This window comes from Campylobacter sp. (genome assembly GCF_019423325.1).
In the GTDB taxonomy this organism is placed as follows: Bacteria; Campylobacterota; Campylobacteria; order Campylobacterales; family Campylobacteraceae; genus Campylobacter_B.
Genome location: NZ_JAHZBQ010000001.1, coordinates 970,128 through 987,090, shown reverse-complemented (window position 1 = coordinate 987,090; position 16,963 = coordinate 970,128). Strand labels below are relative to the sequence as shown.

Below are 16,963 nucleotides of genomic sequence, written 5' to 3'. Positions count from 1 at the left end.
TAATATCTCTTCGCATTTTTTGCAAAATCCTTGCCCGCAGACGCTGTTTGCGAGCTAAAATCCATAAGGAGAATTTATGAGAAACTACGAGGTTTTATTCATCGTTAAGCCCACGCTTACCGACGATGAAGTTAAAACAAAAGTCGATTTCGTCAAAGAAATCATAACCAAAAACGGCGGAGAGATCGCTTCCGTGATCGAAATGGGCGCTAGAAAGCTTGCCTATAAGATCGACAAATATGAGCGCGGAGTTTATTTCGTAATCTATTTTAAAGCCGAACCGAGCTTGATCTCCGAACTTGTTAGAAATCTGCGCATCACCGAAGATATCATTAGGTTTTTGACCGTCAAATATGAGACTAAGCGTGAAATTTCCGCTTGGGATAAACTAAGCAAAGGTATCAAGCTAAGCCCTGCAAAAAAAGAGCGCGAGCCAAAAGCATCGGTAGAGCCAAAAGAGCCTGAAGAAGCAGCCAAAGAGGGCGAATAAAGGATAAAATATGTTCAATAAAGTAGTTTTGGTAGGTAATTTAACCCGAGATATCGAGCTTAGATATCTGCAAACGGGTACCGCCGTAGGCAAAACCGGCATCGCCGTCACACGCAGATATAATAGCTCAAACGGCGAGAAACGCGAAGAAACGTGCTTTATAGACATAGATTTTTTCGGTCGTACGGCCGAGATCGCAAACCAATACTTGCGAAAAGGCAGTAAAATTTTGATCGAAGGCCGCTTAAAGCTAGATCAGTGGCAGGATCAAAACGGACAGAACCGAAGCAAGCACTCCATCAGCGTAGATACTATGGAGATGCTAGGAAGCAATCAAGGTGGAAGCGGCGGCTATAACCAAGGCAGCAATTACGAGGGCGGCAATTATGGCGGAAGCTCCGGCGGCTATGGCGGCGGAAATTCTAGCTATGGCGGCGGCGGTAATTACGGCGGCGGAAATAGCTATGCTAATAGACAAAACTCAAATTCAAGAGGCGCAAAAAACGATTATAATGCACCTAAACAAAAAGAGCAGAGTTACGAAAGCACGATTCCGGAAGTCGACGTCGATGCCGATAAATACGATGACGGCAACGACACGATCCCATTTTAATTAAGGAAAAATCATGGCAGATAAGAGAAAATATACTAGGAAGTATTGCAAATTTACGGAAGCAAAGATCGAATTTATCGATTATAAGGACACGGCACTGCTAAAGCACTGCCTAAGCGAGCGCTTTAAGATTATGCCGCGCCGCTTAACCGGCACCAGCAAAAAATACCAAGAGATGGTAGAAAAGGCTATCAAGCGCGCGCGCCAAGCAGCCCTTATACCTTACATCGTAGATCGCAAAGACGTGGTCACAAATCCATTCGAAAATCTTTAAATTTTAGCGGTGTAGAGCCGCTAAAATTCCCCCTATTTTAAACTCTAAATTTTAAAATTTAAGCCCGCTCTTATATATATATATATATATATAATTCCACCCATATTTTTTCAAAGGAGAAATTATGGCAGAGAATGAACATCCGGATCATTTAATGTGCCCATTTTGTGGTAAAGACGACATCAAATACGGAGCGGTCGTATGTAGCGGATGTCAGGCGGAGATATCTTATCGCAGGTCGTGGATAGGAACACTCTTTTTTTCTATACTTTGGCTTTTCTTTGGAGCGGCTTTTGCTAAAGGTCATAATACTGCATCAATTATAGTTTTGGTTATCGGCGTGCTAGGCATCATCTGTGCTTATGTGGCAGCAAAAGATCATAGCCCGCAATTTCATAGGACCATGAAGCACGTAGAATAGCCTTGCTTATATTTTGTTGTCTAATCGGTGATTAAATTTCATAATTTTCGGTTAAATTGAAAATCGGAAAATTATGTCGTTTAAATTTCAAGGATAAATTATGAATTTTTTCCTAGCCTTCCTCGTCGGTAGCGGTTTGGGTGAGGGGCTTGTAGCTATTATTTTAGTCTGTATGCTCGTATACGTGATAGGTGGTGGCTTCAATGCTGTTCTCGCTTTTATTCCTGGTTTTATAGTGTTTTGCATTGCAAAGGCATTTTTAGAAGGCTTGACTTCTAGCGTAAATAATAGATTTATTGCGTCTGTCGTACCAATTGTGGGAGGTTTAGTTCTAGGGTATTTAGCGGGTGCTTCCGTATATGAAAGTGAGCAGGCAAAAGACGCCGAGCGCGAAGTGCAGAAGCAACAAAATATGACGCAGCAAGATAAAGTCTATTATATCCAGCGAAGTTTGATGTTTAGCGGCTACGGCGTGACGATCGACGGTAAATGGGGCAAAAAAACTATGCAAGCGGCGCAGAAATACTCTGGCTCGTCCGCGACCTCGATCGATGAGCTTTATGAAGCCGTCAAGGCTAAAAAAGAGGGTAGAAGATAAAATTTAAATCGCGAACAAAGTTTGTCTGGCTAAATTTTAAAATTTGCTAGTTTTTTTATATCTCTTATCGAGCGCGCTTTTAAATGCAACGTAGTGATTGTCAAAATTTCTTTAGGTTCGTTTGGAAGCTCAAATTTTAATATGATTTGAATGCTTTAAGGGCAGAAGGAAATCTGCTTGCATATGACGTCCAGAACTTAAATTTAGAGATTTTGCCTTATAGGGTTTGGCGAATGGTGCCTCCGCCGAATGATTCTGGCTTAAATTTAGCGGATTTCAACTACAAGCGCAGCGAAATTTACGTTACTTTGTGCCTTTTCTAAAAGCATAATGCCTCAGCACTCGAGCGAGCAAAATTTTATCTCGCATTGCTACTCTTTGACCTAGAGTCACGCAGCACATTCTACGTCACGAAAAACTAAAATTCTTATACCTCCGAAGCTCGCATCGTTTGTCAAAAAGCTCGTGCCTAAATCAAAATCCATACCTCCCAAAACTTCGCTAGCTAATATTTTTAATTTTGGATTGTAAATGAGATAAATACCGAGGCGGCAATCTTTAACGGATGAAATTCTATACGTAAAAACCAAGGTTTGGATTTACTATAAAAGTTTCAATTTCTTAAACTCGCGGCTATATTTTCTTTGCGAAATCGCGTTAAATTTAAGGCTATCTATCCTGGAGAAATTAACGGCGTATTCCTTCAGACAGGCAAGGATGAAAGAGAAGCGGTAATTGCCATTTTCAATATCTCGCTCGTTATTATTTCGCCGGGCGCCGCATCGCATCTTTGATCCGAGCTCATAACGCATTTTAGTTCATAATATCCATTTTGCAAATCTCCGATGTAAAATTTTAAATGCAATTTTTCATTGATTTGTTTTTTGGGTAGCAATAGCACATCGTTGAAGCTTATGCCCGCAAAAATTCTTTCTAGCGTATACATATTTTTATGTACCCCTGCCAAATACGCCTCGTACCGCCGCCGTCTTAAGGCATATTCGCTATCTTTTATATTGCCCTTGATCCAATCTAGGTCGAAATATAGCACTTCAATCTCTTCGGTTTTAAATTTATCGCCGCCTGTTCGCTACAGCCCTAAGAAATTCTCATCGTTTTTGATCTTTTCGATGAGATCAAGCGTGGCGTAAAATTCGTCGTAGAAATATGGCATCTCGAGCTTAAAAAATTTGAAATTTAGCCCCTCCAGCACCTTGAGCGAGTGTTTATTTTTAAGCAAAAATATGAAAAATACCCCGTCTTTTTCCAGCGCGTTGAGGTAGTTTATCTCGCTTATATTTGCGCGCAGGATCTCGGCGTCGAGGATGACGACGTCGGCCACGTAGATGAAGTCGTTTAGATGTCTCTTCGCGCTTTCCCAGTTGGAGTTTGGCATCACGTCGCAACCAAGCCCGCTTAAAAAATCTCGCAGCTCCTCAAAGATCGCGCGGTTTTTATGCGTGATGATGACGTTGTAGTCGTATTTTTTGGCGCTAAAACTTTGCTGCGCGAAGCAGCTAAGCACAGCATCCATTTTGATAAAGGTTCCGCGCCCGTCGGCTCCAATACTCGGATGCGAACCGAGTGCACGCAAATGGGTCTGCGCCGAAGTAAGATACTCATCATCCGTGCTAGCAGCGCTTTCTAGCGCACCTTTAAGCGCATAGGTGCGCGGATCCTTTAGCTCGCGATCGATGCCTACGCGAACGTCGAGCTTGATAGAGCTCATATTTGCTCTAAGTTCCTTGCTACTAAATTCCACGCTTACACGGATTGGTTCAGCGATATTTTGTAGGAAAAACTCGCACGTATCAAAGACCGCGCTAGTGAGATTTAGCACCTCGCCGCCGTAGATACGCGGCAGCTGCGGCGGGAAGCTAAGATAGAGCGTGCTGTCGTATTTCGTGCACTCCTCAAATAAAATTTCGCTTTGGAATTTTAAAATTTTTAAAATATCGATCTGCGCGATATCCTCGCGTCTGGGCACGACGGAATCGCTTTCTTTGGCTTTAGGCGCAGCGGAGAAAATTTTGCCGCTTGCAGCGGGCTTTTTAGCAAAAAGTTTTCTTGCCACAAAGCCTGCCATCGCAGCCAATATTGCTAGCGTGCCTAAAACCACGGCTTTCATAGCACAAGCATCCCATCGCCATAGGAGTAGAAGCGGTATCTTTGCTCCACTGCGATGCGGTAGAGCTCAAGCGTGCGCTCAAGCCCGATGAAGCTTGCTACGAGCATTATCAGCGTGGATTTGGGCAGGTGAAAATTTGTAAGCAAAAAATTTTGTCTTATCGGCGGGTTGCCCGGGTGTAAAAATAGCTCGCAGATTCCGCTGCTTTGCCCGTTACGTGCAAAATTTTCGATCGTTCTCGTCACCGTCGTACCCACGCCTAAAATTTTTCGCTCGCTTTTTAGAATTTGCGCGGTCTGCGGCGGGATAGAGTAGAGCTCGCCGTGCATCTTGTGATCGCGCAGATCCGCTACTTCCACGGGCTTGAAGGTACCCGCGCCTACGTGTAGCGTGATAAAATAAATTTCGTGTCTTTTGCGCAGGTCGTTTAGCATCGCATCGTTAAAATGAAGGCTCGCGGTGGGTGCGGCGACGGCGCCTTGCTCGCGCGCGAAGATGCTTTGATACCAGCTCTCATCCTGCTTAGTATCGGCGCGCTTGATATACGGCGGCAGCGGCACATGGCCGATACGTTCGCAAATTTCAAAAACATCGTGGGTGTTTAAAGCTTTGCCGCCCTGCTCAAACTGCACGATGCGAAGCCCGCCCTCCATTAGCTCGCAAACACGTGCTTCAAGACCGCTTTGAAATTTTAATTCGCTGCCTACTTTGACGCTGCCGCGAATATAGGCATTAAATTTATTGCCCTCAAGCGGCGAGTTTAGCAGAAGCTCAATCTTGCCGCCGCTGTTTTTATGACCGAAGAGGCGCGCCTTGATTACCCGCGTGTCGTTGAAAATAATATCGCAGGGCGGCAGGGCGTCCGCCAGATCGCCGAAGTGCGCGTGAGTAATCTGCTCTTTAGCGCGGTCATAGATCAGCAGGCGCGCGCTTTGTTTGGGCATCACGGGCGCGCTTGCGATGAGCTCGCTAGGAAGCTCGTAATCGTAGCTGCCAACTAAATTTAGATCCGCCATCTCACGCCTGCGCTACGTCCGTGGAATTTTCGCTTTCGTCATCCTCAAGCTTATACGGATTTATCATTTTGGCGATAAAGATCGAAAGCAGATAAAGCGCAATTAGCGGAGTTGCGAGCATAAACTGACTAAGCACGTCCGGCGGCGTCATCACCGCTGCAAAGATGAAAATAATGACGATTGCGTAGCGAAAAAAATCGCTCAGGCTTTTATTTGTTACAAGCCCGATCTTAGCGAGGAAAAAGGTTACTACAGGAAGCTCGAAGCTGATGCCAAATGCGACGACGAGCTTAGCGAAAAAGCCTACATATTCGCCGATCGTAGGCATCGCAGTAAATTGCTTGGCGCCAAAATTTACCAAGAAATTAAACGCGACGGGGATTACGAAAAAATAGCAAAACGCTGCGCCTAAAAAGAACATAATGCTCGCGCCGCTAACGAAGGGGATGACGTATTTTTTCTCGTTGTCGTAAAGCCCAGGCGCTACGAAAAGCCACACCTGCCAGAAAATTATCGGCATTGCTAGAAGTAGCGAGGTGAAAAACGATACCTTCATCGCAGTAAAAAACGTTTCGCCAAGCTGGGTAAAGATGATCTCGCTGCCTTTGGGAAGTACGCGCACTAGCGGACGGGTCATAAAGCCTAAAATATCTTCCCAAAAGCCGAAGCACGCGATGAAAAGGACGATGACGGACAGAACGCAGATAACTAGGCGCTTGCGAAGCTCGGCTAGATGGGGTTTTAGCTCTTCAAACATTAAATTTCTCTCTCATTATGATTTTTGCGTATCGTTATTTTGCGCGGAATTTTGCATAGAATTTTGCGCATCGCCGTTTAAATTTGCGTTCAAATTTTGCGCGCCGTTTTTCGCTTCGCCGCTTGCGTTTGAATTTTGTGCGCTATTTTCCGCGCCGCCGCTCGCGCTCGGCATGGAATTCTTGCTTTCGTTTTCGATGCTAGAATTTTTGCCTTTGTCTCCGGCGCTAGAATTTGTTGCGCTACCGGCGGAGTCTTGCGTAGAGTTTGCGGCGCGGGCAGAGCTTTGCGCGGAATTTTCGCTGCCCGAATTTGCCTTTAAATTTGCCGTCTCATTCTGTTTTTGTGCCGAGACTTCCGCGGAATTTAGCGTGGAGCCTTCTATATTTTTTAACCCCGCATTTAGCGTCTCTTTGACCGAGTCTATGCCGCCTTTTATCTCGTCGAGCTCCTCAAACGTGAGCTTTTTGCGCACACCCTCGCTTGCTTGCGTGATACTCTCTTTATATTTTTTGGCGTCCTCTTTGAGCTCGGCGATGCGAAGCTCCTGATCGAAGCTCGATTTTGCGTCGTTGATGGTTTTTTTGATGACTTTGAAGTATTTCGCGAGCTCGACCAGCACTTTTGGAAGCTTCTCGGGCCCTAGCACGATTATCGCGATGATTAAAATGACCGTAATTTCAGGCATACTGATACCAAACATAAAATTTCCTAACGTAAAAAGTGGCGTATTTTAACTAAAATTTCATTAATCTTAAATTTAGCGCCCGCAGCGGCTACTTTGCGTAATAAAAAGCGCGATCTCGTCGGCGAGCAAAAAGTTGGGATTATAAAATTTATCTTCGCCGAATTTCAGCTTTTTTTCGCGCACGAGCAGCTGCGCGTTGCTTAGCTCTGCAGCGTCTAAAATTTGCGCCTCAAACCCCAAAACGCAGCGCAGCCCGAGAAATATGCGCTCGAGCTTTTTATCCTGCGCGCTTAGAGCTTCGCGCTGTTTTTGCAGCGGGTCTGCGATGTAATCTCGCAAATTTTTAGGCGAGCTAAGGCGCACCTGTCCGCTAGTTCCGACCGCAAATGCCCCAAATCCAGCGTAATCCTCGCCGCGCCAGTAGGCGAGATTGTGCTTACAGCGCAGTCTGCGCGCGGCAAAATTTGAAATTTCATATTGGCTAAAGCCGCTATCCGCCGCAAGAGCAAAGAGAAATTTAGCTAGAGTCGCGCTTTCTCTTTTAAAGCTTTCGCGCCCAAAAAAGGGCGTACCCTCTTCAAGGCTTAGCGCATAGGCGCTTAGGTGCGGCACTTCGCAGCGCGCAAGCTCAGCCATTTCAAATTTTAAATTCCTTTTATCGTCAAATTTGCTCGCGTAGATTAGGTCTAAGTTTATATTATCAAAGCCCGCTGCTTTGGCATTTTGCACCGCGAGAAAAATCTGCGCCGCACTGTGCGCGCGACCGAGGAATTTTAACTTGGCATCGTTGAAGCTCTGTGCGCCGAAGCTGATGCGATTTACGCCGAGCTCGCGCATCGCTCTAAGCCAAGCAGGGCTAGCGGAGTTTGGGTTAGCTTCCGAGCTGATTTCGGCTTTGGCGGCAAAATGCGGCGCAAGCAGCGCAAAAATTTCATCATAAAGTCCCGCATCTACGGCGCTTGGCGTGCCTCCGCCGATAAAAAGCGTCGAAATTTGCGCATGTGGATTTTTCGCCAAAAAGTCGCGCACCTCAAGCCGCAGTGCCGAAAAATACTTGCGCACGAGGCTAAATTTGTCGCTAAAAGAGCCAAAGGCGCAATACGGGCATTTGGAGGTGCAAAACGGCACGTGGATATAGATGTGCAAGGTCGGTCCTATGGGCTAAATTTATGTCACAAAATTTAGCGAATTAATTTGAAAATTTATATAAATTTTAAGCCTCTTAACGCAAATTTTAATATTTTTAGGTAGAATTTTGAGAAATTTTTTGTGAGAAAACGAGATGGAAAAAGAGAAAAATTACAGACCAAATGTCGCTGCAATCGTGCTTTCGCCATCGTATCCGTTTAACTGCGAAATTTTGATTGCGCAACGAATCGACATCAAAGGCGCTTGGCAGTTTCCTCAAGGCGGTATTGACGACGGTGAGACGCCTACGATGGCTATCCGCAGAGAGCTCGGTGAGGAGATCGGGACAAGCAAAGTCGATATCATCGCTGAGTGCCCGAAGTGGCTCAGCTATGACTTTCCCGATGGGGTAGCTCAAAAGATGCGCCCATACGACGGGCAAATTCAAAGGTATTTTTTAGTACGATTGCGAAATTTGGCTGATCTGAACATCAATACTAAACTTCCGGAGTTCGACGCATTTAAATTCGTAGGCGCGAATGAGGTTTTAAGGCACGTAAATCATTTCAAGAAGCCGATTTACGCGACGGTTTTAAAATATTTTAAGGAGGAGGGTTACATTTAATGCTGATCGTTCAAAAATACGGCGGTACGAGCGTCGGCACGCTAGAGCGGATCGAGGCGGTCGCGCAGCGCGTGATAAAGACTAAAAACGAAGGACACGATGTCGCGGTAATCGTATCTGCGATGAGCGGCGTTACCAATCAGCTCATCGAGCAGGCGGAATTTTTTACTAAAACTCCCGTAGGCAGAGAGATGGACGTGCTGCTAAGCTCGGGCGAGCGCGTCACGAGTGCACTTTTAGCTATCGCGCTAAATGCCAAGGGCTATGCTGCGATCGCATTTAGCGGGCGTGGTGCGGGCATCGTGACGGATAATTTTCACACCAAAGCTCGCATCGTCTCGATCGATCCAAAAAGCATGCAAGAGGCGCTAAAGCAGGGCAAAATCGTCGTCGTCGCGGGCTTTCAGGGCATTAGTACCACAGGTGAAGTAACTACGCTCGGGCGAGGCGGAAGCGATCTTAGCGCAGTCGCCGTCGCAGGAGCGCTGAAAGCCGATCTGTGCGAAATTTACACCGACGTAGACGGCGTATATACGACCGATCCGCGCATCGAACCAAAGGCTAAGAAGCTTGATCGCATCAGCTACGACGAGATGCTCGAGCTTGCGAGCTTGGGGGCGAAGGTTTTGCAAAATCGAAGCGTTGAGCTTGCGAAGAAATTAAACGTAAATTTGGTGACGCGAAGCAGTTTTAACGATCATGAAGGAACACTCATAACAGGAGAAGAAAAGATGGAAGATGCGGTAATTAGCGGCATTGCACTGGATAAAAATCAAGCAAGAATTACGATTAGAAACGTAGAGGATCGCCCCGGCGTCGCGGCTGAAATTTTCTCCGCGCTCGCGAGCAAGGAGATCAACGTCGATATGATCGTACAAAATATCGGACGAAATGGGGAGACTAATTTGGGCTTTACCGTGCCGCAAAACGAGCTAGAGACGGCCTATAGGGTAATGAAAGAGGTAAATCCAAATCCGAATTCTATCATCGAATCGGATGCCGATATCGTAAAGGTTTCTTTAGTCGGCGTAGGTATGAAAAGCCATAGTGGCATAGCCAGCAAGGCGTTTAAGACGCTTGCGGACGAAGGGATAAATATCCAGATGATCTCCACGAGCGAGATTAAAATTTCGATGATCGTAGAGGCTAAATACGGCGAGCTTGCCGTGCGCGCGCTGCACAAAGCCTACGATTTGGATAAATAATGCAGGATCTGCACACTTGGAGCGTCACGGCGATGCGCTCCGAGCCCGGACTTGAGTGGCTCGAGGATCGCAAGGAGGACTGGACGCCGCTTTTAGCATCAAAGCTAAAATTCCTCCACGACGGCTTTGCTTTCATCGTCATCTGCGACGATGAGCGAAGCTGGTTTAGCGAATACATCATCAAAAAGATCAACTCCTCTACCAACTCCCGCCCGCTGCTACCGTTTTTTTCGCTGCGATCACTCTACCGCGGCGGAGTAAATAGCCTGGAGGACGCGCTGTTGCTAAACGATATGCTAAGCCTCGCGTTTGCCAACGGCTTTATATATTTTTACATCGGCAACGGCAACCATCCGCTAGCTAAAATCGCCAAAAGCCACGAGGACAGCTATCTGTGGCTCATCGACGAGAGGCTACAAAACAGCTTCTACATGAGCGAGAGCGATCCGAGCTTGGATCTCAAACTGATTCAGCTTTTTAAAATTTTAGATAAAAGCATCGACGCCGTGCTTTTTGACGAAGTGGTGCTTTGAAAATCATAAATCAGATCGTTTTGACGAGCGATTATGAGGGCTTTAAAGATAAAATTTTAGCCGAAATTCCGCGCAAAAATTTAAGGTTTTTTGAAAGCGTCGAGCTTAAGATCGACGAGGCGCGAAAGATCATTGACGAAGCCTACGTCGCCGAGCGCGAGGATAAGATTATCGTCATCGCCGCTACGAAATTCGGCGAGGAGGCGCAAAACGCTCTGCTTAAAATTTTAGAGGAGCCGCCCAAAAATACGGTGTTTTTCCTGATCACCCCTTTCATCAACGCCCTGCTGCCCACTATCCGCTCGCGCCTGATCGTGCAAAACCTCTGCGTGCGAAAGCCTAGATACCGCACCGGGCTGAATTTAGCCAGGCTAAGCCTAAAGGAGGCGGTGGAGTTTATCGACGCGCAGATCGCGCTGGAGCGCAAGGGCGAGCTGGATAAGACGGCGCTAAAAGCGCTCATCGGCGAGATCGCGTTAGAGTGCTTCGAAGCAGGCGTCAGTCTAAGCGGCGATGAGTTGCAGCGGATTGACCGCTTGAGTTACCTTGCCGAGCACAACGCCAAAGCCCACGCCGTGCTTACTCCGTTACTGTTGATGATCGAGGAGAAAAGATGAAAATTTATAAAATTTCAAACGAAGCCGATTTCGCGCTGATTTGCGAGCGCATCGGCGTACGAAATGCGGGGCGGGCGATAATGCAGAAAAAATCGCGCCTAAACTTTTTCTATCTAAAAGATCTGCGAGCGCCCGCGGCGAATATTTTAAAACAAGATGCCCTTAGTATCGGCGCCGAGCTTGCGTGCAACGAAGGGGTGATCTTAGGGCGCGACGATACGGATGGGGTTTTGATCGCAAACGATCGCCAGATCGAGGCTTTGGCACAAAAGGAAGCTCTGCAGGATTTCGGGCTAAAGGAGCTCGCGAAATTTCTAAGCGAGAAATTTGCCAAGCCGCAAAGCTGCGAAATAATGGGCGTCGTCAATATCAACTCCGATAGCTTCAACCCCGCAAGCCGCGCGGCAAACCTAAAAGAGGCGATCTGCAAGATCGAAAATATGATCGAGCAAGGCGCCACCATTATCGACATCGGCGGCGTGAGCTCGCGCCCGGGCAGCCAGTACTGCGGCAGGGATGAGGAGTTTGCGCGCATAAAGGATGTGCTGGGCGAAATTTACCGCCTGCGTCTGCATGAAAAGGCTAAATTTAGCCTCGATAGCTTCGATGAGTATTGTTTGGAATTTGCGCTAGATCGGGGCTTTAGTATCATTAACGACATCAGCGCAAACCTCGCTCTCGCACCGCTTGCGCTTCGCTACGACGCTACTTACGTGCTGATGCACATGCAAGGAAAGCCGCAAAATATGCAGCTTGCGCCTAAATATGACGATCTGATGGGCGAGATAGATGAGTTTTTTGCGCAAAATCTGCAGCAGCTGCGAAGCGCGGGACTTAAAAAGATCATTCTTGACGTGGGCATCGGCTTTGGCAAGACCGCCGAGCAAAATTTGGTGCTGATTAAAAATTTACAGCATTTTTTGCACTTCGGCTGCCCGCTGCTCGTGGGCGCGAGCAGAAAGAGCGTTATCGATTTTTACAGCCCCTCTGCGGTCGCGGATAGGCTCGCAGGCTCGCTGTACCTGCACCAGGTTGCCGCTTTAAACGGCGCCGCGATCATCCGCACGCACGACGTTTTCGAACACGTTCAAATGCTGCGGCTAATGCGCGCGATGGACGCCGCTGCGGTAAAATTTTAGAATTTTGCGGAATTTTCACGAAATTCTATATTTTTAACGAGATTTTTGTAAATTTGCCTTATGCGGAATTCTAAAATTCCTCAAGGAAATATTTTAATTCTTTTAAAATTTTGCGAAAGAGCTTTTGCGGAATTTTATCCACATTTTATTTTGTGCCTAAGCTTTCGTGCGCTTGCTCGTCGAAACTTATAAAAATTTATAAAATTTCGCTCGATTTATGAGGCGCGTCAAAACAGCGAAGTAAAGAGGGATAAATTCTGGCGACGATTGCACGGATTATTTGTTGCGCGAGCCGAATTATTTCATTTTTGGGCGAAACGAGCGCTTTACGTCAAAGCCCTTGCTGGCAATTTTTATATCATTTGGTATCGTGCCTGCCGGAGCGGAGGCGTCCTTTTTGGCGGATAAAAACTCGACTAGGCTTTGCCAGACAAAGTCGGCATCCAGATAAAACCCCATCGCGTTAAGCTGTGGATTTATCGCCGCGGTGTGAATGTTCTGTGTGAGCTTAAAAAATACGATTGGGGCGCTCAAAATTTCATCTTTGCTTATAATTTTATCGTCGCGAACAATATTTTTTAGTGTTGTTTTGCGGTCGCCCTCTAGCGCCATGAGCTGCAGAATCTCCTCGCGCGTAGCCTGCTTGCCGATCATCTTGCTTAGCCACGAGACGATATGGACGCGAAATCCATCGCCAAAGCTCAAAGTTCTGTCCTTCTGATACTGCCTTCTTAACTCCGTCTCGTCAAACTCTAGGCTTGTGTAAATTTTACCTTGCGTTGCGAAAATATGGATTAAATTTTTGCCGATGAAAATCACGGAGTGAAGCAGGCGCGGCAGCTTATTTACGTCCGTTTTACTCCAGTTTATAAATTTACCGCCGATAAAGCGGTACCCGCTAAGCTTCCTTTCAAAGACCTTTTTATCGCCCTCGTCAAGCCTCCATAGCTCGTCCGCACTGACTGGAGTAGAGTTTCTGCGGTCATAGACCAAAGTCTCGTCAAGCCCGTATTTTGACACCATAAAATCGTAATTATCTTTAAATTTCGAGATAATTTTCATGTTCGTTCCCTAAAATTTTATCTTTCAAAAGCTTCCTAATCGGCGCGCTTTGTACTGAAACCGAAGCAAAATTTTATCGCTGCAAATTTACGCTGTGAATCTCGCAAATTTTACTAAAATTTACTGCTAAATCGCCAAAATTTATATCGCAAGCCCACGGCTCGCTCAATTTTACCGCGTGCCGGCGAAATGGTAAAACCGAACGAAAAGCGTGCGGCGCGGCAAATTTTAAATTTATTTTACGCGGCGACGTAGAATTTTAAAATTTATTTTCCGCGATGGCGCAAAATTTTAAATTTATCTGCCGCAAAAATAGAGACCGCTACCGCTTAAGTCGCAAATTTTGGTAACGGTAAAAACTAGAGTCGCTACCGCTTAAAGTCGTGGATTTGGATATTTGCGCTATATTTTTTGCAAAGCTCGCTTACCTTTTCTTTCAGCCTTTCCTCGTCATAGCAGATGAGATCGATATATGCGTGCCTCTGTCCCGTAGCACCGCCGATTATCTCCAAAAACGAGCTGCAGCTCTCTAACTCCTCGTCCTCGATTTTATTTCGCAGATCAAAGCCTGCCTGCACGTCGCCGCCGTTATCGATGCTAAGAAAGCAAAATTTGATGCCGAGCTCAAAAGCTTCGTTATAGATGTCGCGCTCGCCGTTTAGGTACTGATTTACGATGCTCGTTAGGCAGGTGGTGCCTACGATCACGTCCTCGCGCACCTCGCTACCGCGCGGCTCCATCTCGTAGCTAAAAAAATTCTTTAGCGGTTCGCGAGCGGCTTTTTCGCCGAATTTCTCATCGACCAGATCGGCGAATTCGCTTAGCGGCACGCCGTTTTCTTCGGGTTCGGCTAGCACCTCAAGCTCGCCTAAGGTATTTATGATCGCCGTTTCGCCGACCATATTGTCAAGTAGGATAAAGCTAAGGTTATAAGCCTTGCCCTCGTCCTGCGCGAGCAGAGTGGCTAAATTTACATTGTAAATTTTGATATCCATGTCGCTTTCGTTAAACTGCGCGTAGATCATCGACTCCTCGGCGTTTACGCGCGTATCGTACATCTCGATCCCGCCGATACCTCGCGGCGCGCGAGACTTTCCGAGCGTGCAGAGCATTCTGTCCTCAAGCTGCTTTGGCATAGCGTTTTTGATGAAGCTTAGCCAAAATAAGCGATGTCTCATACCCTCGGGAGTTAGCACCAGATCGAGCTTATCGCCCACGAGCCCCGTCATAAAATATGGCTCGGCAAGACAGATACGAAGCTTCTCATCGGTCTTTTGCATTGCCTTTTCAAACTCTTCCACCGCCAGATCGGCCTTGATCTCGTCTATCGCGCCGCTAAATTCCGCCCAAAATTTATCCACTCTGCCCGCGAACGTGCTCGGCTCCTGCGCTTTCTTAGCCTTTTTACTCAAACCGAATAGCCCCATTTTTTCTCCTTAAATCAAATTTTACTTGCATTATAGCTAATTAATTTGCCTCACGTACACTGAAAGCAACCGCCCAAAACCTTGCATTTCTCGCAGATCTGCACGTATATAACCCCCTCGCCCTGCACCAGCTCGCCGAATGGGATCTGCGCTAGATGCTTCATCGTCCCGCCGCAACTAGGGCAGCTCAGATACGAGACGTCCTGCACCCACTGCGGATAGCCGCCCACGGTCGTATCAAGCTCGCTAAAGCAGCCGTAAAATGGCGAAACCTCGCCGCCTATCTTAAATCTCATATCGCATAGTCGCGTCATGTCCTCTTGCAAAAAATAACTCTCCGTAAACCCTTCGCCCTTATAGCTTAGCTCTATCTCGCCGTCCGCGCCTCTCTTGCAAAAATAAACGACCGAACCGATACAGGTCGGGCAACAACGAAAGATCGCGTTGCGCTTTAAATTCAGAAACGCAAGCCGCGGCTCGTCGGCCTTAAGACGCAGCATATCGAGCATCTCGCAGCCGCAAAACTCGCACTTTTGCCCCGTAGGCCTGCCGATACGTACGGGCTCGTCCGCATTTTGGTTTGCGTCTTCGCAGCGGGCATCCTTTGCATTTTCGCTTAAATTTAAACCGCTGCTAGCGTCTTTTTGCGCGTCTGCTTTGAAATTTACGCCCGCGCTCTGTGCGCCCGCGTGTAAATTTGAAATTTCGTCTACGTCTTTTTGCGTGTTTTGTTCGGAATTTGCGCTGCCCGCACCGCCTTTGAAATTTAAAATTTCGTTTGCGTTTTCATCTCCGCGCCCGATCGCGCAGCCGCCGTTTTTCTCCGCGCCATCTCTTACGCGCACCGCTACGAGGCATTTATTAAAGACGAGCGATTTGTGCTCGCCCATCCGATCAAAGCTCCAGCCGCCGATTTTCGCGTAAAATTCCGTGCCTACGTAGAGCTTTTTGCGCCACGGCCTGGGGTTTTTATACAGCTCGTAAAATAGCTCCGTCGTTTTTTCGTCGCCCTGCCACGCAAGCGAGCACAGAAGGTGATTTAGCGCGTTTTTGGAGTTATCTTGTAGCGAGTCTAGTTTTGCTATGAGCGCGTCTCTTACGTCCCTAGGCGCGCCGAAGTAAAGCTCCGGTGGGTAGTAGATCTCCGCCGCGGCAGCGGCTCGCGCGATCCTTGGATCGTGAATACCCAGTAGGCTAAAAAGCGCCCAAAAATCGTTGTAAATCTCCTCCCATTTTTCGATTTCGTCGATGCGGTCCGCGATTTTTAGGATCATCTCCTCCACTTCATCCGCGCTTAGGTTTAAAATCTCCTCTCGCCTCTGCCTTTGGCTGCATGAGTGGCAGATGCCGTCGAAATAGATCCTCTTTTCGCCGCATTTTGGGCATAGATGGGCTCTGCTTTGCATTTTATCTCCTTAAATTTGGATTTAAATTTCGTCAAATTTTAGCTAAATTTTACTGTTTTGTGGCGATAAAGCGCGGTTTAGAATTTAATGTCGCATTGAACGAGAGGCTTTATAATACACCTAAAATGCGTTATTTACAAATGGAATTCAAGCTGAAAGAGATGTAAATTTTAAATTATGATAGAAATAGGGCGGGTTTGCGAGAAGAAGTGGAATTTTATCTTTTAAAAGACAAATTCCACTTTTGTGCGCTTAGGCACAAATCACTTTTCAATGTGATGTTTGACCAGATACTCGATGATATTTACCGCATTATCGATGCCGCAATATGACGTATCAATGCAGATATTGTAGTTTGCGGACGCGCCCCATACTTGGTTGGTGTAGTATTGATGAAAGCTCATCCTGCCCGCGTCGCTGTTTTCCATATACTCTCGCGCGTCGGTATGGCCCTCTTTTTCTAATCTGGCAAGCTTAAACTCATCACTCGCGCGTAAAAATACCGTCAGCAGATCTGGATGTCCGCGCAAGAAAAATCCCGCGCAGCGCCCAAGCACTATAACGTTGCCGCCCGAGACGATCTTTTCGTAGATTGCTACGATGCGGTCGCGTTTTTGCTCATTGGCTAGCTCGTTGTGCGATATTGCCTGAAGTAGCGTATTTACGGGCATTTCGTTGTAGAACTCATACATCTGCTCGAAGCAGCCAAGCTCGTCTGCTTTGCGGAGCAGATCCGCCTTGGCTAGATAGGTATAGCCTAAGCGCTCGGCTAGTTTGCGCGCGGTTTCGCGTCCGCCTGCACCCGTTTGTCTAGCGATCGAGATTATCATATTTTCT

Annotated in this window: 20 protein-coding genes; 10 read left to right on the top strand and 10 right to left on the bottom strand. The window is 47.0% G+C overall.

What is annotated here, in order from left to right; genetic code table 11:
- Positions 1-76: 76 nt before the first annotated feature.
- From rpsF to QZ367_RS04450, 5 genes are all read left to right on the top strand, one after another.
- Positions 77-490, top strand: a complete 414-nt coding sequence (rpsF, locus tag QZ367_RS04470; protein WP_291937954.1) for a 30S ribosomal protein S6 — start codon at positions 77-79, stop codon at positions 488-490.
- Between the two features lie 10 nt (positions 491-500).
- Positions 501-1,103: a single-stranded DNA-binding protein gene (locus QZ367_RS04465; protein ID WP_291937952.1), complete on the top strand. Its 603-nt coding sequence runs from the start codon at positions 501-503 to the stop codon at positions 1,101-1,103.
- A gap of 13 nt (positions 1,104-1,116) precedes the next feature.
- The gene (gene rpsR, locus QZ367_RS04460; protein ID WP_291937950.1) at positions 1,117-1,377 is read left to right on the top strand and encodes a 30S ribosomal protein S18; all 261 of its coding nucleotides are present in this window, start codon (positions 1,117-1,119) and stop codon (positions 1,375-1,377) included.
- Positions 1,378-1,501: 124 nt separating this feature from the next.
- Positions 1,502-1,798, top strand: coding sequence for a hypothetical protein (locus tag QZ367_RS04455; protein ID WP_291937948.1), 297 nt, complete (start codon positions 1,502-1,504; stop codon positions 1,796-1,798).
- 100 nt (positions 1,799-1,898) lie between these two features.
- Positions 1,899-2,396, top strand: coding sequence for a hypothetical protein (locus tag QZ367_RS04450; protein WP_291937946.1), 498 nt, complete (start codon positions 1,899-1,901; stop codon positions 2,394-2,396).
- Between the two features lie 703 nt (positions 2,397-3,099).
- Here QZ367_RS04450 and QZ367_RS04445 read toward each other — a convergent pair.
- Genes QZ367_RS04445 through hemW form a run of 6 tightly spaced genes read right to left on the bottom strand, consistent with a single transcriptional unit; the run spans position 3,100 to position 8,130 of the window.
- Positions 3,100-3,447 (bottom strand): hypothetical protein, encoded by a 348-nt coding sequence (locus QZ367_RS04445; RefSeq protein ID WP_291937944.1) that lies wholly within the window; start codon positions 3,445-3,447, stop codon positions 3,100-3,102.
- A gap of 39 nt (positions 3,448-3,486) precedes the next feature.
- Entirely contained in the window at positions 3,487-4,470 is a 984-nt protein-coding gene (locus QZ367_RS04440) for a hypothetical protein (protein ID WP_291937942.1), read from the bottom strand.
- A gap of 50 nt (positions 4,471-4,520) precedes the next feature.
- Positions 4,521-5,540, bottom strand: coding sequence for a tRNA preQ1(34) S-adenosylmethionine ribosyltransferase-isomerase QueA (gene queA / locus QZ367_RS04435; protein WP_291937940.1), 1,020 nt, complete (start codon positions 5,538-5,540; stop codon positions 4,521-4,523).
- A gap of 1 nt (position 5,541) precedes the next feature.
- Positions 5,542-6,297, bottom strand: a complete 756-nt coding sequence (tatC, locus tag QZ367_RS04430; protein ID WP_291937938.1) for a twin-arginine translocase subunit TatC — start codon at positions 6,295-6,297, stop codon at positions 5,542-5,544.
- Positions 6,298-6,312: 15 nt separating this feature from the next.
- Complete coding sequence (gene tatB, locus QZ367_RS04425) at positions 6,313-6,999, bottom strand: Sec-independent protein translocase protein TatB (protein ID WP_291937936.1); 687 nt, start codon at positions 6,997-6,999, stop codon at positions 6,313-6,315.
- 57 nt (positions 7,000-7,056) lie between these two features.
- Positions 7,057-8,130 carry a radical SAM family heme chaperone HemW gene (gene hemW / locus QZ367_RS04420; RefSeq protein ID WP_291937935.1) on the bottom strand — a complete coding sequence of 358 codons (1,074 nt, stop codon included), beginning with the start codon at positions 8,128-8,130 and terminating at the stop codon, positions 7,057-7,059.
- 136 nt (positions 8,131-8,266) lie between these two features.
- Between hemW and QZ367_RS04415 the strand changes: the two genes are divergently transcribed.
- From QZ367_RS04415 to folP, 5 genes are read left to right on the top strand one after another with little or no spacing between them, the layout of a single operon-like run.
- Positions 8,267-8,737, top strand: coding sequence for an RNA pyrophosphohydrolase (locus QZ367_RS04415; protein WP_291937934.1), 471 nt, complete (start codon positions 8,267-8,269; stop codon positions 8,735-8,737).
- Positions 8,737-9,942: an aspartate kinase gene (locus QZ367_RS04410; protein ID WP_291937932.1), complete on the top strand. Its 1,206-nt coding sequence runs from the start codon at positions 8,737-8,739 to the stop codon at positions 9,940-9,942. The genes QZ367_RS04415 and QZ367_RS04410 overlap by 1 nt, the downstream gene beginning before the upstream one ends.
- A complete protein-coding gene (locus QZ367_RS04405; protein ID WP_005873254.1) occupies positions 9,942-10,475 on the top strand; it encodes a HobA family DNA replication regulator in 534 nt (177 codons plus the stop codon). Before QZ367_RS04410 ends, QZ367_RS04405 begins: the two co-directional genes overlap by 1 nt.
- Complete coding sequence (locus QZ367_RS04400) at positions 10,472-11,092, top strand: DNA polymerase III subunit delta' (RefSeq protein WP_291937929.1); 621 nt, start codon at positions 10,472-10,474, stop codon at positions 11,090-11,092. The genes QZ367_RS04405 and QZ367_RS04400 overlap by 4 nt, the downstream gene beginning before the upstream one ends.
- On the top strand, positions 11,089-12,231 hold the full coding sequence (folP, locus tag QZ367_RS04395; RefSeq protein ID WP_291937927.1) for a dihydropteroate synthase: 1,143 nt from the start codon (positions 11,089-11,091) through the stop codon (positions 12,229-12,231). The genes QZ367_RS04400 and folP overlap by 4 nt, the downstream gene beginning before the upstream one ends.
- A 297-nt stretch (positions 12,232-12,528) precedes the next feature.
- Here folP and QZ367_RS04390 read toward each other — a convergent pair whose 3' ends face one another.
- The 4 genes from QZ367_RS04390 to QZ367_RS04375 form a co-directional block, all read right to left on the bottom strand.
- Positions 12,529-13,293: a hypothetical protein gene (locus QZ367_RS04390; protein WP_291937925.1), complete on the bottom strand. Its 765-nt coding sequence runs from the start codon at positions 13,291-13,293 to the stop codon at positions 12,529-12,531.
- A gap of 368 nt (positions 13,294-13,661) precedes the next feature.
- Positions 13,662-14,720, bottom strand: coding sequence for a hypothetical protein (locus tag QZ367_RS04385; RefSeq protein ID WP_291937923.1), 1,059 nt, complete (start codon positions 14,718-14,720; stop codon positions 13,662-13,664).
- A gap of 50 nt (positions 14,721-14,770) precedes the next feature.
- Positions 14,771-16,126, bottom strand: a complete 1,356-nt coding sequence (locus tag QZ367_RS04380; protein ID WP_291937921.1) for a cytochrome C — start codon at positions 16,124-16,126, stop codon at positions 14,771-14,773.
- A 263-nt stretch (positions 16,127-16,389) separates the two neighbouring features.
- The gene (locus tag QZ367_RS04375; protein WP_005873246.1) at positions 16,390-16,956 is read right to left on the bottom strand and encodes an AAA family ATPase; all 567 of its coding nucleotides are present in this window, start codon (positions 16,954-16,956) and stop codon (positions 16,390-16,392) included.
- Positions 16,957-16,963 lie beyond the last annotated feature (7 nt).

Coding starts and splice junctions, on each gene's coding strand:
- rpsF (WP_291937954.1), top strand. CDS start 77: ATGAGAAACTACGAGGTTTTATTCATCGTTAAGCCCACGCTTACCGAC.
- QZ367_RS04465 (WP_291937952.1), top strand. CDS start 501: ATGTTCAATAAAGTAGTTTTGGTAGGTAATTTAACCCGAGATATCGAG.
- rpsR (WP_291937950.1), top strand. CDS start 1,117: ATGGCAGATAAGAGAAAATATACTAGGAAGTATTGCAAATTTACGGAA.
- QZ367_RS04455 (WP_291937948.1), top strand. CDS start 1,502: ATGGCAGAGAATGAACATCCGGATCATTTAATGTGCCCATTTTGTGGT.
- QZ367_RS04450 (WP_291937946.1), top strand. CDS start 1,899: ATGAATTTTTTCCTAGCCTTCCTCGTCGGTAGCGGTTTGGGTGAGGGG.
- queA (WP_291937940.1), bottom strand. CDS start 5,540: ATGGCGGATCTAAATTTAGTTGGCAGCTACGATTACGAGCTTCCTAGC.
- tatC (WP_291937938.1), bottom strand. CDS start 6,297: ATGTTTGAAGAGCTAAAACCCCATCTAGCCGAGCTTCGCAAGCGCCTA.
- tatB (WP_291937936.1), bottom strand. CDS start 6,999: ATGTTTGGTATCAGTATGCCTGAAATTACGGTCATTTTAATCATCGCG.
- QZ367_RS04415 (WP_291937934.1), top strand. CDS start 8,267: ATGGAAAAAGAGAAAAATTACAGACCAAATGTCGCTGCAATCGTGCTT.
- QZ367_RS04410 (WP_291937932.1), top strand. CDS start 8,737: ATGCTGATCGTTCAAAAATACGGCGGTACGAGCGTCGGCACGCTAGAG.
- QZ367_RS04405 (WP_005873254.1), top strand. CDS start 9,942: ATGCAGGATCTGCACACTTGGAGCGTCACGGCGATGCGCTCCGAGCCC.
- folP (WP_291937927.1), top strand. CDS start 11,089: ATGAAAATTTATAAAATTTCAAACGAAGCCGATTTCGCGCTGATTTGC.
- QZ367_RS04390 (WP_291937925.1), bottom strand. CDS start 13,293: ATGAAAATTATCTCGAAATTTAAAGATAATTACGATTTTATGGTGTCA.
- QZ367_RS04385 (WP_291937923.1), bottom strand. CDS start 14,720: ATGGGGCTATTCGGTTTGAGTAAAAAGGCTAAGAAAGCGCAGGAGCCG.
- QZ367_RS04380 (WP_291937921.1), bottom strand. CDS start 16,126: ATGCAAAGCAGAGCCCATCTATGCCCAAAATGCGGCGAAAAGAGGATC.
- QZ367_RS04375 (WP_005873246.1), bottom strand. CDS start 16,956: ATGATAATCTCGATCGCTAGACAAACGGGTGCAGGCGGACGCGAAACC.